Origin of the sequence: Jujubicoccus corallicola (genome assembly GCF_047345645.1) — a bacterium.
Taxonomy (GTDB): Bacteria; Pseudomonadota; Alphaproteobacteria; order Rhodobacterales; family Rhodobacteraceae; genus JBLEFH01.
Genome location: NZ_JBLEFH010000002.1, coordinates 363,890 through 387,583, shown reverse-complemented (window position 1 = coordinate 387,583; position 23,694 = coordinate 363,890). Strand labels below are relative to the sequence as shown.

21 protein-coding genes are annotated in these 23,694 nt (G+C 62.0%); 17 read left to right on the top strand and 4 right to left on the bottom strand.

Features of this window, described 5'->3' with window-relative positions:
* Position 1: 1 nt before the first annotated feature.
* From tssC to tssA, 3 genes are all read right to left on the bottom strand, one after another.
* Positions 2–1,477: a type VI secretion system contractile sheath large subunit gene (gene tssC, locus ACMA5I_RS04645; protein ID WP_525885070.1), complete on the bottom strand. Its 1,476-nt coding sequence runs from the start codon at positions 1,475–1,477 to the stop codon at positions 2–4.
* On the bottom strand, positions 1,477–1,989 hold the full coding sequence (gene tssB, locus ACMA5I_RS04640; protein WP_525885069.1) for a type VI secretion system contractile sheath small subunit: 513 nt from the start codon (positions 1,987–1,989) through the stop codon (positions 1,477–1,479). The genes tssC and tssB overlap by 1 nt, the downstream gene beginning before the upstream one ends.
* Before the next feature lie 93 nt (positions 1,990–2,082).
* Positions 2,083–3,183, bottom strand: a complete 1,101-nt coding sequence (gene tssA, locus ACMA5I_RS04635) for a type VI secretion system protein TssA (RefSeq protein ID WP_525885068.1) — start codon at positions 3,181–3,183, stop codon at positions 2,083–2,085.
* A gap of 220 nt (positions 3,184–3,403) precedes the next feature.
* On the opposite strand from tssA, the gene tssH reads away from it, so the two are divergent.
* From tssH to ACMA5I_RS04605, 6 genes are all read left to right on the top strand, one after another.
* Complete coding sequence (gene tssH, locus ACMA5I_RS04630; protein ID WP_525885067.1) at positions 3,404–5,941, top strand: type VI secretion system ATPase TssH; 2,538 nt, start codon at positions 3,404–3,406, stop codon at positions 5,939–5,941.
* A 62-nt stretch (positions 5,942–6,003) separates the two neighbouring features.
* Entirely contained in the window at positions 6,004–6,480 is a 477-nt protein-coding gene (locus ACMA5I_RS04625; RefSeq protein WP_525885066.1) for a type VI secretion system tube protein Hcp, read from the top strand.
* A gap of 90 nt (positions 6,481–6,570) precedes the next feature.
* Positions 6,571–6,987: a hypothetical protein gene (locus ACMA5I_RS04620; RefSeq protein ID WP_525885065.1), complete on the top strand. Its 417-nt coding sequence runs from the start codon at positions 6,571–6,573 to the stop codon at positions 6,985–6,987.
* Positions 6,984–7,490, top strand: coding sequence for a T6SS effector amidase Tae4 family protein (locus ACMA5I_RS04615; RefSeq protein WP_525885064.1), 507 nt, complete (start codon positions 6,984–6,986; stop codon positions 7,488–7,490). The genes ACMA5I_RS04620 and ACMA5I_RS04615 overlap by 4 nt, the downstream gene beginning before the upstream one ends.
* A 721-nt stretch (positions 7,491–8,211) precedes the next feature.
* Positions 8,212–8,877 (top strand): 3-oxoacid CoA-transferase subunit A, encoded by a 666-nt coding sequence (locus tag ACMA5I_RS04610; RefSeq protein ID WP_525885063.1) that lies wholly within the window; start codon positions 8,212–8,214, stop codon positions 8,875–8,877.
* Complete coding sequence (locus ACMA5I_RS04605) at positions 8,874–9,521, top strand: 3-oxoacid CoA-transferase subunit B (protein ID WP_525885062.1); 648 nt, start codon at positions 8,874–8,876, stop codon at positions 9,519–9,521. Before ACMA5I_RS04610 ends, ACMA5I_RS04605 begins: the two co-directional genes overlap by 4 nt.
* 56 nt (positions 9,522–9,577) lie before the next feature.
* Here ACMA5I_RS04605 and ACMA5I_RS04600 read toward each other — a convergent pair whose 3' ends face one another.
* Positions 9,578–10,372: an IclR family transcriptional regulator gene (locus tag ACMA5I_RS04600; protein WP_525885061.1), complete on the bottom strand. Its 795-nt coding sequence runs from the start codon at positions 10,370–10,372 to the stop codon at positions 9,578–9,580.
* Between the two features lie 416 nt (positions 10,373–10,788).
* Here ACMA5I_RS04600 and ACMA5I_RS04595 point away from each other — a divergent pair, with 416 nt between their 5' ends.
* From ACMA5I_RS04595 to ACMA5I_RS04545, 11 genes are all read left to right on the top strand, one after another.
* Positions 10,789–11,934 (top strand): TAXI family TRAP transporter solute-binding subunit, encoded by a 1,146-nt coding sequence (locus tag ACMA5I_RS04595; RefSeq protein ID WP_525885060.1) that lies wholly within the window; start codon positions 10,789–10,791, stop codon positions 11,932–11,934.
* Between the two features lie 125 nt (positions 11,935–12,059).
* Positions 12,060–14,030 (top strand): TRAP transporter permease, encoded by a 1,971-nt coding sequence (locus tag ACMA5I_RS04590; RefSeq protein WP_525885059.1) that lies wholly within the window; start codon positions 12,060–12,062, stop codon positions 14,028–14,030.
* A gap of 105 nt (positions 14,031–14,135) precedes the next feature.
* Complete coding sequence (locus ACMA5I_RS04585; RefSeq protein WP_525885058.1) at positions 14,136–15,326, top strand: thiolase family protein; 1,191 nt, start codon at positions 14,136–14,138, stop codon at positions 15,324–15,326.
* Between the two features lie 14 nt (positions 15,327–15,340).
* A complete protein-coding gene (locus ACMA5I_RS04580) occupies positions 15,341–17,431 on the top strand; it encodes a 3-hydroxyacyl-CoA dehydrogenase NAD-binding domain-containing protein (protein WP_525885057.1) in 2,091 nt (696 codons plus the stop codon).
* A 5-nt stretch (positions 17,432–17,436) separates the two neighbouring features.
* On the top strand, positions 17,437–18,621 hold the full coding sequence (locus tag ACMA5I_RS04575; RefSeq protein ID WP_525885056.1) for an acyl-CoA dehydrogenase family protein: 1,185 nt from the start codon (positions 17,437–17,439) through the stop codon (positions 18,619–18,621).
* 5 nt (positions 18,622–18,626) lie between these two features.
* A complete protein-coding gene (locus ACMA5I_RS04570) occupies positions 18,627–19,718 on the top strand; it encodes an acyl-CoA dehydrogenase family protein (protein ID WP_525885055.1) in 1,092 nt (363 codons plus the stop codon).
* The gene (locus ACMA5I_RS04565; RefSeq protein ID WP_525885054.1) at positions 19,718–20,149 is read left to right on the top strand and encodes a PaaI family thioesterase; all 432 of its coding nucleotides are present in this window, start codon (positions 19,718–19,720) and stop codon (positions 20,147–20,149) included. Before ACMA5I_RS04570 ends, ACMA5I_RS04565 begins: the two co-directional genes overlap by 1 nt.
* Entirely contained in the window at positions 20,146–20,952 is an 807-nt protein-coding gene (locus ACMA5I_RS04560) for an oxepin-CoA hydrolase, alternative type (protein ID WP_525885053.1), read from the top strand. The genes ACMA5I_RS04565 and ACMA5I_RS04560 overlap by 4 nt, the downstream gene beginning before the upstream one ends.
* 1 nt (position 20,953) lies before the next feature.
* A complete protein-coding gene (locus ACMA5I_RS04555) occupies positions 20,954–21,943 on the top strand; it encodes an NAD(P)H-dependent flavin oxidoreductase (protein ID WP_525885052.1) in 990 nt (329 codons plus the stop codon).
* Between the two features lie 15 nt (positions 21,944–21,958).
* Positions 21,959–22,717: an electron transfer flavoprotein subunit beta/FixA family protein gene (locus ACMA5I_RS04550; RefSeq protein ID WP_525885051.1), complete on the top strand. Its 759-nt coding sequence runs from the start codon at positions 21,959–21,961 to the stop codon at positions 22,715–22,717.
* A complete protein-coding gene (locus tag ACMA5I_RS04545; RefSeq protein ID WP_525885050.1) occupies positions 22,717–23,643 on the top strand; it encodes an electron transfer flavoprotein subunit alpha/FixB family protein in 927 nt (308 codons plus the stop codon). The genes ACMA5I_RS04550 and ACMA5I_RS04545 overlap by 1 nt, the downstream gene beginning before the upstream one ends.
* The last annotated feature ends 51 nt before the right edge of the window (positions 23,644–23,694 follow it).

The window sequence follows — 23,694 nt, the reverse complement described above, 5'->3', positions numbered from 1 at the left end:
ATCAGCTCTTCTCAGGAATCCGGGCGACCATGCGCAGGGCGGTGGTCAGCTCTTCCATCTGAAGCCACGGACGCAGCCAGGCGACCGCATTGTAGCTGCCCGGCTTGCCGGGGATCTCTTCCACCGTGACCTTCGCCTGACGAAGCGGATATTGCGCCCGCATTTCGGGGCCCGCATCGTCATTGGCGTTCACGTAGTTGTTGATCCAGCGGTTCAGCCAATCCTCGCAATCATCCGCTTCCATGAAGGAGCCGATTTTGTCGCGACCGATCACCTTGAGGTAATGGGCGAAACGCGAGGTCGCCATCATATAGGGCAGACGCGAGGAAATCGCGGCATTCGCCGTCGCTTCCGGGCTGTCGTATTTCTCAGCCTGATGCGTGGTTTGCGCCCCGAAGAACACGGCATAATCGCTGTTCTTGTAATGGCAGAGCGGCAGGAAGCCCATGGCGCCGAGCTCGCTGTCGCGGCGGTCGGTGATGCCGATCTCGGTCGGGCATTTGATGTCCGTGTCGCCCTGATCTGTCGAGAAGAGATGCATCGGCAGGCCTTCGACCTTGCCGCCATTCTCCGCGCCGCGGATCGCGGTGCACCAGCCCGATTCCGAAAACGCCTTGGTCAGGTTCGTGCCCATGACATAGGCCGCATTCATCCAGCAATAATTGTTGTGAGGGATCTGCGCGCCTTCGTAAGCGATGGCTTCGTCATAGTTGAACTCGTCCACGATCCGAGTCTCCGGCGTGTAGGGCACACGAGCCAGAACGCGCGGCAGGGTCAGCGTGACAAAGCGCGAGTCGTCCGATTTGCGGAAATTGCGCCATTTCGCATATTCGGTGCTGTCGAAGATTTTCGACAGATCGCGCGGCTTGGACAGCTCGGTGTAATCGTCGAACCCGAAGAGTTTCGGGCTGGCCGCCGAGATGAACGGCGCGAAGGCCGCCGCGGACACTTGACTGATCGACTGCAGCGTTTCGAGATCCTCGAAGCTGTTGTCGAACTCGAAATCCCCGATCAGCGCACCAATCGGCTCCCCGCCCGGCGTGCCGAACTCATCTTCATAGATGGATTTGAAGAGACGCGACTGGTCAAACTCGACCGCCTTGGCCAGATCGCGGCCAATCTCACGCTTGGAGGCGTTCAGCACGCGGATTTTCAGGTTCGCGTTGGTGTTGCTCTCCATCACGAGGTGATGCAGGCCGCGCCAGCTGCCTTCCAGCTTCACGAATTCCGGGGCCTGCATGATCGCCGCAAGCTGTTTGGAAATCTTCGCGTCGATCGCTTCGATCGCCTTGTTGAGCGTGATCGTGAGGTTCCGGTTATAGCTGACCGTGCCCGACAATGCGGCATCCGTGAGGTTGCGCAGCAGCGCTTCGGTCTGGTCCGGCTGGGTCTGGCGGGTCGCGCCGATCACCTGATCAAGCAGGCTCTGATCTTGCGCTTCAGCGGTGGTCGCTGTCTGTTTCTGAGTCGTCGCCATCAGGCTTTCCCTCCATCATTGCGCGAGTCCAGCTCATCCATGAGCTTCTTCACCGCGTCATTGTCCTGCAGGATCTCTTCCAGCAAATTCTCCAGCTCCTCGGAGCGGTCCGCCTTGGCGAGAATGTCGCGCAGCGCGTTGCGGCTTTCGAGCAGCTTCTTGAGCGCGGGCACCTGATCGACGACCTGAGCCGGCTCGAAATCATCCATTTTGGAGAAGGCGAGATTGACGCGCATTTCCTCGTCTTCCTCGCTCAGCGTGTTTTCGACGCGCATGTTGAGGCCCGGCGTCATCCGCGCCATGACCGCGTCGAAATTGTCCTTGTCGATCTGCACGAATTTCCGCTCGCCAAAGGGCTTCAGATCTTCGGTGGGGTTGCCCGAGAAATCGCCGAGCACACCGACGACGAAGGGCAGTTCTTTTTCCACCATCGCGCCCTCGGTCTCGACTTCATATTTAATATGAACGCGGGGCTTGCGAACATTTTCGAGTTTTTTGTGAATACTCGCCATTACGATCTCCTCAACATCTCATTCGCGTGTTAATCTTTGTTTACAGTTCTGCCATGCAGCATGCCATGAGTAAAAGCGGAAAACCTGTTAACCTTAACCGTCCTCCCCGGATTCACGGTCACGCTGCGGCCGGACACCGGCCATCGTCATCACGGATTCTCTGGTGTGATCATCCGGAATGAGTTCTTCAATCAGGGCGAGGAAGTCCATTCTTCCCCTCCGGACAAGGGTTTCTAGCGCATAGCCAATAGGTGAATGCGGCTCGGCTTTGCGGAAATAGGCGGAGATCCGCAAAAGCTCGCTGAACGCCTCCTCGCGGGAGGTAATCGGCCCGCCCGGCGCTTTTGTCGCAGGGTTTTGCGGCGCGGCTGCGTTAACATCTGTGCCCGCAACCTCCGCCACACCCGCCGAATCGTCCAGCCCGGCAAGGCGGCGAATGGTGCGCTCGGTGTCGTCCAAGATCTCGCGGATCTGCGCGAAAGGCGGGGCGTCGCCGCCGAGTTTCTCCGCCAAAAGCGCGTCGAGTTGATCGAGCGCCGTAATCGCCGCGCGCACCTCGCCATGGCGCTGCGACATGGCATCGACACCGGCAATGCTGATCGCCTGCTGCAGCGCATCCCGCGCGCCCGCCATTTCGGAATCCCACAGCGAAAACTGCCCCCATGGCGCGCCCGGTACGAGCGGCGTCAGGCGGAGCGGCTGGATCAGCGCACCCTCGCGCCCCACCCCATTGAGCCCGGCCATGACGGCATAAGGATCATCATCCGGCTCTTCGGGCCGCGGATGCAGATCTGCCCCAAAGAGCGCCACAAGGTCATGCACCAAACGGAACGACCGCGCGAGACCCGCATAACCATAGAGACGCGTCTCCGCCTCGATCAGCCAAGCCAGCACCTCGACATCTTTCGCCGCCTCTCTGGTGAGCTGGAGCGCCAGATCGCGCACCCGTCGCCATTCGGGGCTCGCGCCCGACTGAATGGCCCCCGACTCACCCCGTTCATGCTTGCGCTCATCGTTGCGAGCGGCCGAGCGCGCATCCCGAAGCTCACGATAAATCGCCACGCCCGGGGCCTCAAAGCGCGGATCTTTGCCGATGGGAGCGTCCTCTGCGATAGGATGTCGCAGATTTTCCTCTAGACCATTTTCAAATATCGTGACTGAATCGTGAGCTAATTCAGAATTTTGACTACTCATATCAACGTTTGTTCATGTTTCAAAGATTCGTACTTACTCTATTAACAGCATTTTTTGCGCTTGCGATATCCTTAATTTACCCCCTAAAAGACATTAACGACGGGTGAATCAAATTTGGAAACCGTAATATTACGGTTCTGAGACACCTAAACAATTAGAATTACGGGGTCACGTGGCTGTTATAGACTTGCATCAACTTATTCGGAGACTTGATCAGGTTTTGTCCGGAGCGCTGGAACGGGCCGCTGCCTTGGCGGTTCGCAACAACAATCCGACCGTGGAACTTGCGCATTTCGTGAATGTTCTCGCGCAGGACGTGATCGTGAAAGACGTCTTAGAAGATGCAGGCGTGAATGCCAGCGAGATCGTCGCCCAAAGCGACAGTTTTATCGCGACATTTGAGCGCAGCGCAGGCGGTGCGCCGTCCCTGTCCGGGGCGCTGGTGACGCTGGCGCGGGAGTCGTGGTCGGCGGCGTCGCTGCGGTTTTCGCATGACCGGGTGACGGTTCCGGTGCTGCTGCTGACGCTCTGCAGCGAAACGGATCTGCGCTCCGCCCTGCGTCAGGCCGCGCCGGCGCTTTTGAAGATCAACCTTTCGCATCTTGAAGAGAAAGCCGCGGAATTGCCCGAAGCCGCACCCGGTGGCGGCAGCGCGCCGCAGCCCGCGAGCGGTGAGGATTTCCTTGCCCAATTCGCCACCAACCTCACGCAAGACGCCCGCGATGGCCGTCTCGATGCAGTGGTTGGCCGTGATGCGGAATTGCGCCAGATGGTCGATATCCTGATGCGCCGCCGTCAGAACAACCCGATTTTGGTCGGCGAAGCGGGCGTCGGGAAAACCGCGATTGTCGAAGCCTTCGCGATCATGATCGCCGAAGGCCGCGCGCCGGGTCGCCTGAAGGATGTGGAAATTCAGGTTCTTGACCTCAATTTGCTGCAAGCGGGTGCCGGGGTGAAGGGGGAGTTTGAGCGCCGCCTCAAAGGCGTGGTCGATCAGGTGAAAGCCTCGCCGACGCCGATTATCCTCTTCATCGACGAAGCGCATACGCTGATCGGTGCGGGAGGAACAGCGGGCCAAGGCGATGCCGCCAATATTCTGAAACCGGCACTAGCGCGTGGTGAATTGAAAACTATCGCCGCGACGACTTGGGCCGAATACAAGAAATACTTCGAAAAAGACCCGGCACTCACCCGCCGTTTTCAGACGGTGAAGGTGAACGAGCCGGATATCGAAACCGCGATCCGCATGATCCGCACGGTCGCGCCGAAATTTCAGGGCCATCACGGCATTCCGATCCGCGATGACGCGATCCGCGCGGCGGTGGAACTGTCGGCGCGCTATATCCCTGAGCGGCAATTGCCCGACAAGGCGGTGAGCCTGCTCGACACGGCGGCCTCGGCGGTCGCGATGAGCCGGGAGACGACGCCGGAAGCGGTCGCTGCGCCGCGCCGGGAAGCCGCGTTTTTGCAGGCGGAGATCGACGCGCTGGCGCTGGAGCCCGCCAAGCAAGGGTTTCCGCAGCGCCTGCGTTCGCTGAAATCCGATCTGGTGAACGCCGAAAGCGAAGCCGATGCGGCGCAGAACAAGCTGAATGAGCAACTGTCGCTCGCGCAAGAAGCGGATGAGATTGAGCAAAAGGGCGGCGAAAGCGCGATGAAAGACCTCGCCGCGGCCGAGAAAAAGCTCGCCAAGGCGGGCGGGGAACAGCCGCTGGTCCACCGCGTGGTGGACGCGGGCGCCGTGGCCGAAGTCGTCGCGCGCTGGACGGGTGTGCCCGCGGGCCGCTTGCTGCGCGGCCAGATCGAAGCGGTCTCCAGCCTCAATGATCGCCTGAAATCCCGCGTTCTGGGTCAGGATCGCGCGCTCGATACGCTCTCCGAAGCGATGCGCGTTGCCCGTGCGGGCCTTCAGGATGAGCGCCGCCCGCAAGGGGTATTCATGATGGTCGGCACCTCGGGCGTCGGGAAAACCGAAACCGCGCTGGCGCTGGCCGATGAGCTTTACGGCGGCCCGTCCGGGCTGACCGTCATTAATATGTCCGAGTTCAAGGAAGAGCATAAAGTCTCGCTCCTCATGGGCTCCCCGCCGGGTTATGTCGGCTATGGCGAGGGCGGCGTTCTGACCGAAGCCGTGCGCCGCCGCCCTTACGGTGTGCTGCTGCTCGACGAGATCGACAAGGCACATCCGGGCGTTCAGGACATTTTCTATCAGGTCTTTGACAAGGGCACGCTGCGCGATGGTGAGGGCCGGGATATTGATTTCCGTAACACCACGATTCTCATGACGGCCAATACCGGCACGGATACGCTGGCGAGCCTTGCCGAAGACCCCGAAACCATGCCGGAAGGCGCGGCGCTGGTCAATGTGCTCAAGCCCGAGCTCCTGGGTCAGTTCAAACCCGCCTTCCTTGGCCGTGTATCCCTCCTGCCCTTCCTACCCCTGAGCAAGGATGTGCTGGCCGGGATTGTCGATCTGCAACTTGGCAAGATCGAAGACCGCATCGCGGCGAGCTACAACGCCCGCCTTGAGGTCACAGATGCAGCGCGCGCCGCGCTTGTCGATTCCGCAGAAGCGGGCGACACCGGCGCGCGGGCGATTGAGTCCATGCTTTCGCGCAGTATCCTGCCGAAACTCGCGGACTTTTTCCTGGATTCGGTCCTTCGCGGCGCTTTGCCGCGGGTGGTCGAGATTGACGCAAACCAAGAAGCCGGTTTTGCCGTTGAGGCGGTCGGCCCGAGGAGGCGTCAAATAAGCTAGGTCCCGGGGGAGCGCCCCTCGTGATCTGACAACCTAACCTTTTTCATTTTCCGGAGAAAAATATGCCGATTTATCTTCAGCTCGATGGTATTCCTGGCGACGCAACCCATGAATCGCACAAGAACTGGATGGACATTGAGACCCTGCACTGGAATGTTGCTCGCAACATGAACACCGCAGCGGGTTCGACTGCAAACCGTGAGGCTTCCGAGCCGACCGTGAGCGAAGTTGTCATCACCAAAGTGTCCGACAGCTCCTCGACCAAGCTCTTCGCCGAAGCGTGCACCGGCCGCACCGGCAAGACCACGGTGATCCACCTCGTCACCACCGGCAATCCGGGTGACACCTATATCGAGTACAAGCTGACCAACACGCTGGTCTCGAACTACTCGGTGGATACCTCGGGCGACCGTCCGGTTGAGACCATTCACCTGAACTTCACCAAGATGGAAGTGAAGTACATCCCGCATGACGACCAGCACAAGCCGAAGTCGCCGATGATCGCGTCCTACGATCTCGCGACCACCAAAGCTGGCTAATCGCTCTGCAAACTTCGGGGTCAGCGGCGCGTTCGCTGGCCCCTCTTCTTGACCGAAGCGCGCGGCCTGGCCCGCCATTTCGGAGGTATGATGCGCCGTTTTCCTGCCCTTGCTCCGCTCGCCCTCGCTGGCGTTCTTGCTGCACCTATGCTGCATGCGGATGAGATCGGAACCGCCGCTGACCGTCCCCTGTTCCCCGCGGCAGCTTTGCGCGATGCGCTGCGCGGCGATGCGTTCGACCATCGCGCCATCACACGAGACGGCGAGGCAGCGCTTGCCTATGCCGAAGGCTATGTTGCGGCGCTGGCCGGACAAGCCGAACGTGCCGGGTTCTGGTGCGGCGGGACTCTGATCCTGCCCCATGAAGTGACCGCACGTGTTTTCGACCATATTGAGGGGCTGGGTGACGCGGCCACGGAAATCCCTGCGGATACTGCCGTGCTGAACGCGCTTCACAACCTGGCCCCCTGCCCCCAAACGACCGAACAGGATGAGGACCCGACATGACCGCGCAGATTGATTATTCCAAACTCAAGGCGAATTACGCATCCTCTTACCCGGCGCATCCCTCTTATGTGTCACAAAAGGACCTTTTCGAGAGCATCGGCTGGGACGCCTATGTGGGCGATACGAATTACGCCAACACCTGCGCCATCCGCCTGAGCCTCGCGCTGATCAAGAGCGGCCATACGCTGTCCAGCGGCTCGCATAAAGTCCTCGACGGCCCGCATAAAGGCGCCCGCGTCGAAGTGCGCATGAGCCGCCTTGCGGAGAAACTGGCCAGCAATGCCTGGCTCGGCCAACCCGAAATCCTGAGCGCCCCCAATGTCGCCTCCGCCGTCGGCGCCCGCCAAGGCATCATCGCCTTCCACGGCATCCCCGGCTACGCGGGTGGCGGCCATATCGACCTGATCGACAACGACGCCGCGAGCCTGCGCTGCGCCAGCGGTTGCTACTTCCACGCCGATGAAACATGGTTCTGGCCGCTCCTGAAGGGACTTGTCGGTTAAAGAATTACTTATGGGCGGTGCCGAAAAGGCCCCGTCCCGCGACTCTTTTTAAAAGACTAGAAAATAAAACGCGGCGAGATCATTCGGGTCCGCCGCATTTTTTTTGCGTTGCGCAGAGGGAAATCGCAACGCGCTCGGCGAGAGAGTGCGCCTCTTTCTTCCGTTAACAAATCATTGATTAACCTAAGCAAAATTTCCTGTTTCCGCGCGCAACCCTTCTGAAAGCGCCGCTGTTCGCTGCTTTCCATCGTTAACCATTTTTAACGAGAAGACTGCCAATCGGCCCGCCGCGTCTTTTTCCTTGACTTAACGTTAATCTGATTGCAATAAGGTTCGCATAGCGGACATTATGTCCGCATAAATGAAAAGCCGCATCGTTTGCTTCCACGCACGCGAAAGCGGCTGTGGGAAGATGCGGCGAGAGCGCTTGTTTTGACGGCTGGAAAGCACGGTGAAGCGGCGGTTTTGGCGATCTTGGAGAGGAAACGACCGTTGAAGGGCCCCGCGTCGCGCGGGCTTCGCTGGCGTTAACCAATTCCTTGAGCGTCCCTCTGCGGCAAGGTGATTTCACCTTAAGCTTCTCAACATCTGGACTGGGCGGGCGGCGTCAGCGCCATCGCCCGCGACATCTTAAGACCGCCATCGGCGCCCCGCCGATACGCGCATATCTCGCTTTGAACGCGGCAGATCAACGGACCGCGCAGTTTGGAGGAAACGACACATGGACAAGCGGCTCAGCTCCCTCGCCGAAGCGGTGGCGCCCATCTCGGACGGTGCGTCCATCATGATCGGGGGGTTCGGCAATTCCGGCGTGCCCTTCGGTCTCATCGATGCGCTGATCGATAAGGGGCCGAAGAATCTGACCATCATTTCGAACAATGCTGGCGCGGGCGACACCGGGCTTGGCAAGCTGCTCCGCGAAGGGCTGGTGGCAAAATTCGTCTGCTCCTATCCGCGCTCGCGCGGCTCGGTCTGGTTCGAGAAAGCCTATGCCGCCGGGGAGATTGCGCTGGAGATTATCCCACAAGGCACGCTCGCCGAGCGGATCCGCGCTGCGGGGGCCGGACTCGGCGGGTTCCTGACCCCCACGGGCTTTGGCACGAGGCTGGCCGAGGGCAAGGAAACCCGCGTCATCGACGGCAAGGGCTATGTGTTCGAGCTGCCCCTCACCGCCGATTTCGCCCTTGTGCGCGGCGAGCGCGGCGATCGCTGGGGCAATCTCAATTACCACGGCACGGCGCGGAATTTTAACCCCATCATGGCCAGCGCCGCCGCCCATTCCATCGCCGAGGTGCGTCATCTGCTCGATGAGCCGATTGACCCCGAAGCGGTTGTCACCCCTGGCATTTTTGTCCGCAACGTCGTCGAATATGGAGTTCGCCCATGACCCTGACATCGCTTAGTGACACCCAAGTCGCCGCCCGCCTCGCGCAAGACATTCCCGACGGCGCTTATGTCAATCTCGGGATCGGCAAACCGACCCATGTGTCCTCTTATGTGCCCGATGATCGCGAGGTGCTTTACCACTCAGAAAACGGCATCATCGGCGTCGGCCCAACTCCGAAGGAGGGCGAAGAGGACCCCGAGATGATCGACGCCAGCAAGCGGCTCATCACCACCGTTCCGGGGGCAGCCTTTTTCGAACATGCGGACAGTTTCGCGATCATGCGCGGCGGGCATATCGATATCGCCGTGCTCGGGGCCTATCAGGTCGCGGAAAATGGCGACCTCGCCAACTGGGCGACGCTGGACGAGAAATTTCCCCCGGCCGTTGGCGGGGCGATGGATCTCGTTGTGGGTGTCCCGCAGATCTTCGTGATGATGAGCCATGTGAACAAGGATGGCAGCCCTAAGATCCTGAAACGCTGCACTTATCCGCTGACGGGCCTCGGCGTGGTCAGCCGTGTTTACACCGATCTCGCGGTGCTGGATGTGACGCCCGAGGGCTTCCGCCTTGTGGAGCTTGCGGCAGGCAATTCCCTTGACGATGTGCAGGCGGTCACGGAAGCGACCATCCTGCCGCCGGTGTGACACGCGCCGCTCGCATAACCCTTCGCCGCAGGCCGTTCGCCGCCTGCGGCTCCCCCTCAGGGCGCGCCCAGATGGGCCGTCGCCCTGCGCAGCCGCTCCCCATATTGCTCATGCAACTCGTCGGGCGAGATGAGGAAAGACGGCGCGCCGACATTCACCCCATAAATCGAGGTCCCATCGAGCGAGCGCACCGGCGCGGCGATGGCGTTGATCTCCGGCTTCCACGCGCCAAAACTGGTGCAGTAGCCGTATTTGTCATAATCCGTGATGGCTTTTTCGAGGCTGTCTTCCAACCGGTCGCGCTGGCCGGGGAACTCTTCAATCGCCTTTTTCAGCACCATTTGCTGCTCGTCCTTGCCGAGCCCCGCAAGGATCGCGCGGCCGATGCCGGAATAGAACAGCGGCAGGCGCGCACCGATATCAATCGAAATGCTGACGGCCTGACGCGAGCGGCGCACACCGATATAAACGGCCCGTGTTCCACTGCGCTCGGCCAGCGCGACGGTGACATAAGGGTTCGGCCCGCTGCACAAATCATTCATGTGATCGGCCACGCGCTCGCTGATGCTGGTCGCGGCCAGGGCGCTGAATCCGAGCTGCAATACCTGCGGGCCGAGGCGGTATTCGCCGCTCTCTCCGTTGCGCAGCAAACAGCCGGTTTTCATCAATGTATAGGTGAGACGCGAGACCGTGGGACGCGCCAGCCCGGTGCGGTTCGAGATTTCCTGATTGGACAGAAACCGGTCATCGCGCTTGAAGCAGGACAGAATATCCAAACCGCGCGCAAGCGCTGTGACAAATTGGCGGTCGCCCTCTTCGGGCTCACTGGCGTCGTTCTTCTGGTCTTTCATCGTTTTGTTATATCCAAATCGAAATATAAAGCCATGTCTTATCCAAACGCGTTTGGAAAGAGAAATGCCTTTTGTCCCGGCTTCGCCCACAGCGCAGACGAATCGGTTTCGCAAAGCGTTCTTCGCGTCTGCATAGCGATAATTAATGGCAGTTTTTTATATGCTGGCCAAGCGGTATTCCGCGCAATCGGTGTCAAAGCGATCGACACACAGAACGCGCGGCCCAAATATTTCCCCAATAAAATAGGAGTTTACCAAGAAATCGTGACGTTTCTTTTCGCGTCACGCCACCGAAACCGAAGGCCAGTGTCAAAAAACTTGACCCTAGGTCCAATTGTGCTATTTTTTCGCTATGCGGACAAAATGATTGCATAGCGAATAATGCAGACAGCAAAATGTCCGATGGAGGAGGAAAAATGACCAAGACAACCACCCTGCTGCGCGCAGCGCTTTTCGCGAGCGCCTTTGCGATTCCAGCTTTGGCTCAAGATATCGAGCTGCCCCGCCAACTGTCCTGGACGGCCTATGACACGGGTTCGGCAGGCTTTAACCAAGCCGTCGCGATTGGCGGCGAGCTTCAGAAGGCCGCGGGCACGAGCCTGCGCGTTCTGCCCGGCAAAAACGACATTTCGCGCACCGAGCCGCTGCGCCAGCGCCGGGTCGAGTTTTCGGCCACCGGTGTCGGGGGCAGCTTCATGGCGCAGGAAGGCGCGTTTGAATTTGCGGCCAAGAACTGGGGGCCGCAGCCGGTCCGCGTCGTGCTGGCCAATGCTGGCGGCGAGATCGGTCTTGCGGTCGCTGTGGCCGGGGACGCAGGCATCAAGACGCCCGCCGACATGAAGGGCAAGCGCATGGCCTATGTGACGGGCGCGCCGGGCCTTAACCTCAATATCGAAGCCTATCTCGCTCATGCGGGCCTGACTTGGGATGATGTGGAAATCGTCGAATTCGGCGGCTATGGCGCGTCCTGGACCGGCCTCATCGAGGGTCAGGTGGACGGGGTGTTTACCTCGACCAATGCGGGTCCGGCCTATGAAGCGGCGGCTGGCCCGCGCGGTCTTGGCTGGGTTGAGATCGACCCCAATGACGAAGAGGGCTTCAAGCGGATGACCGATGTGGCCCCGTTCTTTGCCCTCACGCATGTGACCGTGGGCGCGAATATCGACGGCACGGACGGTTATGACGGCGCGACTTATGCCTATCCCGTTCTCACCGCCATGGCGGATACGGATGCGGATCTCGTCTACAACATGACCAAGGCGATGGTGGAGCTGTTCCCGAACTATGACGGCAAGGCGCCGGGCATCAGCGGCTGGAACATCGACAATCAGGACTTCACTTGGGTTGCCCCCTATCACGACGGTGCCATCCGCTATTTCGAGGAAATCGGCGTCTGGAGCGAGGAAGCGCAGGCCCATAATGACGAGTTGATCCGCCGCCAAGAGGTTCTGAAAACCGCTTGGGATCAACTGGTTGAGGAAGACCCCGAGGATTGGGAAGCCGCATGGGGTGAGACCCGCCGCAAGGCGCTCGCCGATGCCGGGCTTCAGGTGGTTTTTTAAACCACGCGCCCCTGCCGGGGCCGCCGCCCCGGCACCCCCTGACCCTACCGCATGGCGGGATGAATGGCAGAAAACTGCCGCCCGCCACGGCTTTGAGACGCTGTGTCCTTGGATTGGAGGCCAAGATGCAATCTGCTGAAACTGCACTTAAAGATCCCGAAAGCCTGCCGGAGGAACTTCAGTTTACCCCGCGCATTCTGGCCCTGATGGGACTGACCGTGGCGGCCTTGCTGCTGGTCATCAATCAGCTCTTCAACATCCGCGCCTTCGGGATCGTGCTGATGGATGGGCGTTACCTCAATATCCTCGCGACCCTGTTTCTCGCCGCGACGTTCCTGCTTTTCGACATTAAGGGCCAGCGCTTCGGCAAGATCTCGATTTTCGATTGGCTCCTCGCCGCCCTATCCCTCGCGGCGGGTGCCTATATCGCCATCAACGCGATGAACAACCTCAATGAAGGCTGGGAATTCGCCGCGCCGCAAAGCGCCAAATGGGTGGCCTTCGTCTTCGCCGCTTTGGTTCTGGAGGCGACCCGCCGCGCGGGCGGTCTCGTGCTGGCGATCATCGTCACCATCGTCGCCTTCTATCCGAGTTTCGCGGGCTATGTCCCGTCGCCCTTCTCGGGCTTCCAAAGCTCGCTGAGCGACACATTCTCCTATCACGTCTATTCCTCGGAAAGCATCTTTGGCATCCCGATGAAAGCCTTCGGCGGCGTGGTGATCGGCTTCATCATCTTCGGCTCGGCCCTGCAACATACGGGCGGCGGCGCGTTCTTCAATGATCTCGCGCTCGGTCTCGTCGGCGGCTATCGCGGCGGCGCGGCCAAGGTCTCGATCTTCGGCAGCGGCTTCATGGGCTCCATGTCGGGCAGCGTGATTTCCAACGTGCTGACCACCGGCTCCGTCTCCATCCCCGCAATGAAACGCACCGGCTTCTCCGCCAAAACGGCGGCAGCAACGGAAGCCTGCGCCTCGACCGGCGGCGTCCTGATGCCCCCTGTGATGGGCGCCACCGCCTTCATCATGGCGTCGTTCCTAGCCATTCCTTACACCGAGGTCGTGCTGGCCGCGATCATCCCGTCGGCGCTCTTCTACTTCGCGCTCTTTGCCCAGATCGACGCCTATGCAGCCCGCCGCGGCCTGCGCGGCCTGGAACGCAGTGAAGTCCCGCGCCTGCGCGACACACTGCGCTCCGGCTGGCCCTATGTCCTCGTCTTTGCTCTGCTGATCTTCATGATGGTCGGCCTGCGCAAAGAGACCGCCGCCCCCTTCTACTCGGTCGCGCTCCTGCTCGTCATCAACCAGATCTCGCCGGCACACCGCATCGGGTTTCGCAAATTCTGCGACATCCTGCTCGGGATCGGCTCCAGCCTGGCGGAACTGACCGCTGTGATCCTCGGCGTCGGTCTGATCGTCGGCTCCTTCTCGGCCACCGGCCTTGCGGGCACCCTCGTCAACGAACTGCTCTTTATCGCGGGCGACAATGTGTTCATCCTGCTCGTCATGGGCGCGCTGACGGCCTTTGTCTTCGGCATGGGGATGACCGCAACGGCCTGCTACATCTTCCTCGCCATCGTGCTGGCACCGGCGCTCGAAGCGGGCGGGCTGAACCAACTCGCGGTCCATCTCTTCATCCTCTACTGGGGCATGGTGAGCTATATCACCCCGCCGGTGGCCCTTGGCGCCTATGCCGCGGCAACCATTGCGGAAACCAGCCCGATGAAAGCCGGCTTCGAGGCGATGCGGCTTGGCAGTATCATCTATCTGGTGCCGTTCCTCTTCGTGCTGAACCCGTCGCTGATCGGTCATGCACCAGCCTTCGAAGTCGCCCTCGCCGTGAGCTGCGCCTTTGCCGGGGTCGCGATGATCTGCATGGGGCTGCAAGGCTATGTGACCTTCATCGGCACGCTTCAGGGACGCTATGAAATGCCGCTGCGCGCGATGCTGACTTTCGGCGGTTTCTTCTTCGCCATGCCCGCCATGCCCTTCGCCGGGGTTGGCTTCGGCACCACGGCCCTGCTCGGTCTCGCCCTCGCCCTTCCGCCGATCCTGATCGCGCGGCAACGGGGGCGGACCCTGCCCGAAGCGGCCCGTTAACCCACCCACTGTGTCGCCGGAACACGCACCCGGCGGCCCACCAAAAGAACACTCATCCCCGCGAGCCGGCTCTGTCCACTCGCACCCAACATAAGGAAAAAACTGATGCTTGAAGGATATATCTATGATGGTCTGCGCAGCCCGTTCGGTCGCCATGCCGGTGCGCTTTCGGGGATCCGCCCGGATGATCTGGCCGCACAGGTGGTCAAGGCGCTGGTCGCCCGCTCCGAGTTGCCGGTCGAGCGCATCGAAGATGTCATCATGGGCAATGTCTGCCAGTCGGGTGAGGACAGCCGCAACGTGGCCCGCTTCATCGGCCTTCTGAGCGGCGTGACCACCGATGCAGGCGGCCTGACCGTGAACCGTCTTTGCGGCTCGGGCATGGCCGCGGCGCTGGACGCGTCCCGCTCCATCACCGTGGGTGAGGCCGATCTCTACCTCGCAGGCGGCACCGAAAGCATGACCCGCGCGCCCTTCGTGGTCGCCAAATCCCCGAGTGCTTGGGACCGCCAGCCGAAGATCTACGACTCCACCATCGGCACGCGCTTCCCCAACATGACCGTGGCCAAGGAATTCGGCGACTACTCCATGCCGCAAACCGCGGATAATCTGGCGGCGGATTACGAGATCACCCGCGAGGCTTGCGATGCCTACGCCTTCGAAAGCCAGCAGCGGTTTGAAGCGGCGCGTAAGGATGGGTTCTTCAAGGATGAAATCCACCCGATCGAGATTGCGGGCCGCAAGGGTCAGGTCACGGTTGTGGACACGGACGAGCATCCGCGCCCGGAAACCACGTTGGAGAAAATGGCCTCCCTCAAGCCCCTCTTCGAAGGCGGCGTCGTGACGGCAGCGAACGCATCGGGCGTCAATGACGGCGCAGGCGCGCTGCTCATCGGGGCCAAAAATCTCGGGCCGAAGCCGCGCGCGCGGATCGTCTCGGGGTCCATTGCCGGGGTTCCGCCGCGCATCATGGGCATCGGGCCGGGCTTCGCGGTTCCAAAAGCGTTGGAGCGCGCGGGTCTGACCCTCAAGGATATGGACCTCATCGAGATCAACGAAGCCTTTGCCAGCCAGGTGCTGGCCTGCTGCAAACAGCTTGAGCTCGACCCGGCGGACAGCCGTCTCAACCCCAATGGCGGCGCGATTGCGGTCGGCCACCCGCTCGGCGCATCGGGCGCACGGATCATCCTGACCGCGATGCGTCAGCTTGAGCGCACCGGTGGCCGCTATGCGTGCCTGTCGATGTGTGTCGGTGTCGGCCAAGGCATCGCCATGGTTATCGAACGTCTGGACTGAGGGAGACCAAGATTATGAATGTCATGGAAAACACCCCGCTGCGGATCGAGACCGAGGGCCAGACCGGCCTCATCATTCTCGACAGCCCGCCGGTCAACGCCCTTGGCGCAGCGATGCGGCAAAGCCTGCTCGACGCGATCACAGCGCTGAATGGCGACGAGGCGGTCAAGGTCATTGCCATCTATGGAGAGGGCAAAATCCTCTCCGGCGGCGCGGATATCCGCGAGTTCGGCAAGACCCCGCAACCGCCGCGTCTGCCCGATGTGTTCGACGTGATCGAAGGCAGCGACAAGCCGGTCGTTGTCGTCATCCACGGTGTCGCCGTGGGCGGCGGGCTGGAACTGGCGCTCTCGGCCCATGCCCGCATCGGCCTGCCCGGTGCGCGGGTCGGGTTGCCGGAAGTCTCGCTCGGCCTTCTGCCGGGCGCAGGCGGCACGCAGCGCCTTCCGCGTCTGATCCCTCTGGAGAATGCCATCGAGATCATCACCTCGGGCCGCCATGTGCCGATTGAGGAAGCGCATGATCTGGGCATCGTCGACCTGATCGGCGAAGAAACCCCGCGCGAGGCCGCGCTTCAGGCGGCGGCAGATGTCCTCTCCGGCGCGCTCAAGACCCGCCGCACCGGTGAGATCAGGATCGAACCGGATGCGAAGGCGCTGAACGCGGCCAAAGAGAAGCTGGCGAAAAAACGCCCTGCCCTCGCCGCGCCGCTCAAATGCGTTGACGCGATTGCCTCGGCCAGCCTGCCGATTTCCGAAGGGCTGAAGGCGGAGCGCGCGCTTTTCCTTGAGCTGATGGAAAGCCCAGACCGTCAAGGTCTCATCCATGCTTTCCAGGCCGAACGTGCGGTGAAACGCATCCCCGAAAGCGACGCCGAGCCGCGCCCGATCAACAGCGCGGGCGTGATTGGCGGCGGCACCATGGGCGTCGGCATCGCAACCGCGCTCCTGCAATCGGGCATCCCGGTCACGCTGGTCGAGATGAGCGACGAGGCCGCCGAGCGCGCCGCGGGCCGCATCACCAAAAACCTCGATGGCGCGGTGAAGCGCGGCAAGATGAGCGCGGAGAAGCGTGATGCAACCCTTGCAACGCTGAACACCGTCACCGGGCTCGACCATCTCAGCGATGTGGACGTGGTGATCGAAGCGGTGTTCGAGGATATGAAGGTCAAAACGCAGATCTTTAGCGAGCTTGACCGCATCTGCAAACCCGGCGCGGTTCTGGGCACGAACACCTCTTATCTCGATGTGAACGAGATTGCGGCGGCCACCTCGCGCCCGCAGGATGTGATCGGCCTCCACTTCTTCTCGCCCGCCCATATCATGCGGCTCCTCGAAGTCGTCGTGGCCGATGAGACCGCGCCTGATGTGGTCGCCACCGCCTTCGCCATGGCGGGGCGGATGAAGAAAGTCGCCGTGCGCTCCGGCGTGTGCGACGGGTTCATCGGCAACCGGATCCTCGCCCATTACCGCAAGGCGGCGGATTACATGCTGGCCGATGGCGCGTCTTTCGCGCAAATCGACAAGGCACTGGAGGATTTCGGCTTTGCCATGGGGCCCTTCGCCGTTGGCGATCTCGCCGGTCTCGACATTGGCTGGGCCACCCGCAAACGCAAGGCCCCGACCCGGCCCGCCGAGGAGCGCTATGTCGCCATCGCCGACCGGATTTGCGAGCAAGGCTGGTTCGGGCGCAAGACCGGGCGCGGCTACTACCTTTACGACGACAACACATCGCGAACGCCTAACCCTGACGTTGAGGCGATCGTCGAGGCCGAGCGCGCGGCAGAAGGGGTGTCCTCCCGCTCCTTTAGCGATGACGAGATCGTGGCCCGTTACATGACCGCCATGATTTCCGAAGCCGCCCGTGTGGTCGAAGAGGGCATCGCGACACGTCCAGTGGATGTCGATGCGGTGTTCCTCTTCGGCTACGGCTTTCCCCGCCATCTCGGCGGCCCGCTCAACTATGCGGACCGGATCGGCGCCAAGGAGCTGATCGCCCGCATCGAGCGCTATGCCGAGGAAGACCCCCATTACTGGCAGGTGCCGCCCCTGCTGCGCGACCTCGCGCAGTCCGGCCGCAGCTTTGCCGATCTCAACAAGGAGTAACTCTTATGGATCTCGATTTTACCGATCAGGAACGCGCTTTCCGTGACGAGGTGCGCAGCTTCCTCAAGGCGAAACTTCCCCAAGATATCGCCGAAGCCGTGGCTTACGGCAAGGAGCTGGAAAAGGAGCAGATCCTGCGCTGGCAGGCGATCCTTAACGAAAAGGGCTGGGTCGCGACGACATGGCCGAAAGAGCATGGCGGCACCGGCTGGACGGCGGTGGAGCGGCATATCTTCTCCGAAGAATGCGCGCTGCAGAACGCGCCGCGGATGCCCCCCTTCGGGCTCAACATGCTCGGCCCGGTGCTGATCAAATTCGGCAGCGAGGAGCAAAAGGCCGAGATCCTGCCGCGCATTATCGACGGCACCGACTGGTGGTGTCAGGGTTATTCGGAGCCGGGCGCAGGCTCGGACCTCGCCAGCCTCAAGACCCGCGCCGTGCGCGATGGCGATCATTACATCGTCAACGGCCAGAAAACCTGGACCACGCTCGGCCAGCACGCCAACAAGATCTTCTGTCTCGTGCGGACCGACAATGAAGTGAAGCCGCAATCGGGCATCAGCTTCCTGCTCGTCGATCTCGACACGCCGGGCGTGGAGATGCGCCCCATTCGGCTGATCGACGGCGGACATGAGGTCAACGAGGTGTTCTTCACCGACGCCCGTGTGCCCGTCGCCAATCTCGTTGGCGAGGAGAACGAGGGCTGGACCATCGCGAAATATCTGCTCACCCATGAGCGGACAAATATTGCGGGTATTGGCTTCTCGACCAAGGATCTAGAGCGGTTCCACCAGCTTGCCAGCAAGGTCGAGCGGGACGGTCGCCCGATTGCCCAGCATCCGCTCTATGCCGCCCGCGCGGCGGAGCTGGAGGCGGATCTCGAAGCGCTGCGGATCACCAATCTGCGGATGCTCGCCAAGACGCAGGACGGCGCCGCGGGCGGTGTCGAAAGCTCGCTCCTGAAGCTCAAGGGCACGCAGATCCGTCAGGGTTTGCAGGATCTCTACCGGTCCGCGCTCGGCTCTGCGGCCGCGCCGGTGGCAGATGATCTCTCGGAAAACGAGCTGACCATCCCGCCCGACTCCGCGCGCGCCGCGCCGGTTTATTTCAACCACCGCAAGCTGTCGATCTTCGGCGGCTCCAACGAAATCCAGCGCAACATCGTTGCCAAAGATCTGTTCCGGGGATAAGCGCCATGAATTTCCAACTTTCCGAAGACCATCAGATGCTGTCGGACTCGCTGCGGCGGTTTCTGGCAGATCAATATGACATCGAAACCCGCAACGCCAAAGCCTATACCGCGCCCTATCACGCGCCGGACACATGGGCGAGCCTTGCCGAATTGGGCGTGATCGGCTCCTTCATCAGCGAGGATCAGGGCGGTTTCGGCGGCACTGCCGAAGATGTGGCGGTCGTGTTCGAGGAAATCGGCCGCGCGCTCTGCGCCGAGCCTATGCTGGGCACGCTTCTCGGCCTGCGCCTGCTCGCCGAATTTGGCGATGCGGATCTCGTCGAAAGCATCGTCGCCGGGACGACCCGCTGCGCGCTCGCTGTCTACGAGCCGGGCGTTTCCAGCGATCTGAGCCAGCTCAAGGCCACCGCCCGCAAGGATGGCGATCAGTGGAAACTCAGCGGCCACAAAGCGTCCATCTATGGCGCGCCGGGTGCGGAGCATCTGCTGATCGTCGCCCGCACAGATGAGGGCCTAGGCCTCTTTCTCAGCAAAAGCCCCGAACTCATTCAGGCCGCTATGGTCGATGGCGGCGGGATCGCGGATCTTGTGCTGGACGATCTGAGCGCGACCTGCCTTTCCACCAATGCGCAGGACGCCATTGAGGACGCGCTGGATCTCGGCCGTATCGCGCTTTGCGCCGAAGCCGTGGGCGCAATGTCTCATCTGATCGACCTCACCGTCGACTACATGAAACAGCGCAAGCAGTTTGGCCGCGAGATCGCGAGCTTCCAGGCGCTCCAGCACCGCGTTGTCGATATGCTGGTGGAGCTGGAACAGGCGCGCTCGATCACCATCGCCGCTGTTGCAGGCTATGGCAGCGACACACAGGCGCGCACGGTGTCGATGGCGAAAAACCTCATTGGCCGCGCCGGTCGCCACATCTCCGAAGAAGCCATTCAGCTTCACGGCGGGATCGGCATGACATGGGAATATCCCGGCGCGCATTACGCCAAGCGCCTTGTCATGATCGACCACCAGCTCGGCGATCAGAACGACCACATCATGCGCATCCTCACGCTGCATGAAGGCGCGCCAGCGCAAGAGGTGGCGTGATGGACCGGGCGCCGCACGCAGAGACGACCGCGCCGGATGATCGGCTTCCGATTGATTTTTCGGGCGCCTGTGATCTCGTGGGCTACCGCTCGTCCCTCACCGAGGGGCGCGGCGGCGCCTGTTCCCTTGAGGTCGGCCCGCAGCATCTCAACCGTGTCGGGCTCTTGCATGGGGGCTTCGTCTCCATGCTGCTCGACAACGCTTGCGGCATCGCCATTCGCAACGAGATCGGTGATATCGACGCGGCGCTCGTCACCATGACGCTGTCGGTGAATTTCCTCTCCGGGGTCTCGGAGGGCCGCGTCGTCGCCACGGGCCGCGTCGTTGGCGGGGGCCGCAGCGTGAAATTCGCCGAAGCGGAACTGAAAGACGATGCCGGGCGGCTTCTGGCGACCGGCCATACCAGCTTCAAGATTATAGGCAAAAAATGAGCGAGACCGATCTTCTCGTCGCCCGCCACGGGCCGACAGTGCTGCTCACGCTGAACCGTCCCGAACGGCGCAACGCGCTGAGTCCGGCGATTTATCAGGGGCTGATGGACGCGATGACAGAAGCCGCAACCGATCCCGAGATTGCCAATATCGTCATTGAAGGCGCGGGCGGGTTTTTCTGCGCGGGCGGCGATCTCGATGCCCTTGCGGAACGGGCCTCGCTGCCGGAGGCGGAGCGCGCGGAGAAGATCGAAGCGCTCCACAGCATGATCCGCGCCGTGCGCCGCTCCCCCAAACCCGTCATTGCGGCGATTGAGGGCGGCGCGGCAGGCGCGGGCGCGTCACTGGCCTTTGCCGCCGATCTGCTGGTCGCGGCAGAAAATGCGCGGTTCACTATGGCCTATGTGAAAATCGGCCTCGTGCCGGATGGCGGCGCGACGGCCTCACTCGCCCGCGCCCTGCCCCCGCAAATGGCGGCGGAGATCTGCCTTTTAGGCGAACCGGTCGCCGCATCACGTCTGGCGGAACTGGGCGTGGTCAACCGACTGGCGGAACCGGGCTGCGCGCGTGCAGCGGCGCTGACCCTCGCGGCTGAGCTTGCGACCGGTGCGCGCACGGCACAAAGCGTCATCCTCTCTTTGCTCAATCAGGCAGGAGAGGAAGACTTCATCGGCCAGCTTGAGAACGAAAAACGCGCCATGGCGACGGCGCTTGGTGGCACGGAAGTGGTCGAGGGGATCGCCGCGTTCAAGGCCAAGCGCGCGCCGGATTTCAACGCCATTTCCGGCAGGGAGAGTGTGTAAGATGATGCGGATCGAGACGGATATCACCCGGCTTTTCGGCACACGCCTTCCCATCGTCGCGGGCGGGCTGATGTGGCTCTCCAATGCCGATTACGTCGCCGCCGCCGCGCGGGCGGGCATCATCGGCTTCATCACCGCCGCGAGTTTCCCGGAGCCGGGCCAGCTTCGCGCCGAGATCCGCCGCTGTCGCGACTTGGCAGAGGGCAACCCCTTCGGCGTCAACATCTCGATGATCCCGAAACTCATTGAGGGCGACCGGACCGAAGAGGTGTTCCGCCTCGTCGCCGACGAGGGCGTGCGGTTCATCGAAACCTCGGGCCGCAGCCCCGCCCCCTATCTGCCCATTGCGCGGGAGGCCGGGATCACCGTGCTGCACAAGGTCGCAAGCCTGCGCCATGCGCAAAAGGCCGAGGAGATCGGCGTCGATGCGGTCAGCATCGTCGGCGCGGAATGTGGCGGGCATCCGGGGCTCGAAATGATTGGCAGCTTCGTCAATGCGGGCCTCGCGGAGCGGCGGCTGACCATCCCCTGGCTCATCGGCGGCGGCGTTGGCACCGGCGCGCAGATTGCCGCGATCCTCGCCATGGGCGGCGCGGGCGCGGTCATCGGCACGCGCTTTCTCGTCGCCGACGAGATCTGGGCCCATGACAATTACAAACAATGCCTGATCGACGCGCAGGAAACGGACACGGCCCTTGGGATGCACAGCATCCGCAACACGGTCCGCGCGCTCGCCAATGAGACCATGGCCGAACTTCACGCGCTGGAGACCGCGCGCCCCGATGTGGGGCTGGCGGAGCTGATGCCCCTCATCAGCGGCCAGATCGGGCGCCGCGCCTATGAAAGCGGCGATGTCAGCCGGGGGGTGCTGTCCGCCGGGCAAAGCCTTGGGGCGGTCACCGAAATGGCGCCGCTCGCCAAGATCGTCGGCCAGCTTGAAACAGAGATCGCCACGGCGCTCAATCGCGCCGCCGCCATCCAGATCCACTAAGAAAAGGAGTGCATTATGAAAATTCTCGTGCCCGTCAAAAGGGTGATTGATTACAACGTCAAAGCCAAGGTGAAGTCGGACGGTTCCGGCATCGATCTGGCGAATGTCAAAATGTCCATGAACCCGTTCGATGAGATCGCCGTGGAAGAAGCGGTGCGGCTCAAGGAAAAGGGTGTCGCGGAGGAAGTCGTCGCGGTCTCCATCGGCGTCAAACAGGCGCAGGAGACGCTCCGCACGGCGCTCGCCATGGGTGCGGATCGCGCCATTCTCGTGGTCGCAGCGGATGATGTGCATCAGGATATCGAGCCGCTCGCCGTGGCGAAAATCCTCAACGCCGTGATTGACGCCGAAGCGCCCAAGCTGGTGCTGGCGGGCAAACAGGCCATCGACAACGACATGAACGCGACCGGCCAGATGCTCGCTGCGCTGCTCGGCTGGGGTCAGGCGACCTTTGCGAGCAAAGTGGAGATCGAGGGCGACGCGGCAAAGGTCACGCGTGAGGTGGATGGCGGATTGCAGACCATCGAGGTGAAGCTGCCCGCGATTGTCACCACCGATCTGCGTCTCAACGAGCCGCGCTATGCGTCGCTCCCTAACATCATGAAGGCGAAGAAAAAGCCGATGGAGGAGAAAACCGCAGCGGATTATGGCGTTGATGTGAGCCCGCGTCTGGAGATCACCCACACGGAGGAGCCCGCAGAGCGCAGCGCCGGGATCAAGGTTAGCTCGGTCGATGAGCTGGTGTCGAAACTCAAAGAAAACGGGGTGCTGTGATGGCTGTTCTTTTGCTGGCTGAAGTGACCAATGGGGAGTTGAACCGGGACGCAACGGCGAAAGCCGTGAGCGCGGTCAAGGGTTTGGGCGATGTGACGGTGCTCTGCGCCGGTGCCTCTGCCAAAGCCGCCGGGGAGCAGGCCGCGACGATTGACGGCGTCGCCAAGGTGCTCGTCGCCGAGGATGACCGTTACGGCCACCGCCTTGCCGAGCCGACGGCAGCGCTCATCGTGAGCCTCGCGGATGGGTTCGACCATATCGCCGCGCCCGCCACCACCGATGCGAAAAACATCATGCCGCGCGTCGCCGCGCTTCTCGATGTGATGATCATCTCGGACGTGTCCGAAGTGGTGGATGGAGACAGCTTCAAGCGTCCCGTCTATGCAGGCAACGCGATTCAGACGGTGAAATCGAAGGATCCGAAAAAGGTGCTGACCATCCGCACGGCGAGTTTCGATGCCGCGGGCGATGGCGGCAGCGCGCCGGTCGAAGATCAGGCGGCGGCGGAAGATCCGGCGCTGTCGGGCTGGGTCGCCGATGAGGTGGCCGAGAGTGATCGTCCCGAACTGACCTCCGCGGGCCGTGTGGTTTCGGGCGGGCGCGGTGTCGGCTCTGAAGAGAACTTCGCGCTGATCGAAAAGCTGGCGGACAAGCTCGGTGCGGCGGTTGGTGCCTCGCGCGCGGCGGTCGATAGCGGCTTTGCCCCGAATGACTGGCAGGTCGGCCAGACCGGCAAGATCGTCGCCCCGGAGCTTTACATGGCCATCGGCATTTCCGGCGCGATCCAGCACCTCGCCGGGATGAAGGACAGTAAAGTCATCGTCGCCATCAACAAGGATGAGGACGCGCCAATCTTTCAGATCGCGGATTACGGCCTCGTCGCGGATCTTTTCGAGGCCGTGCCGGAGTTGAACGACAAGCTGTAACATCTTGCGATGCGGGCGGAAAACCTGCCCGCATCCCCCTTTCTCGGAGCG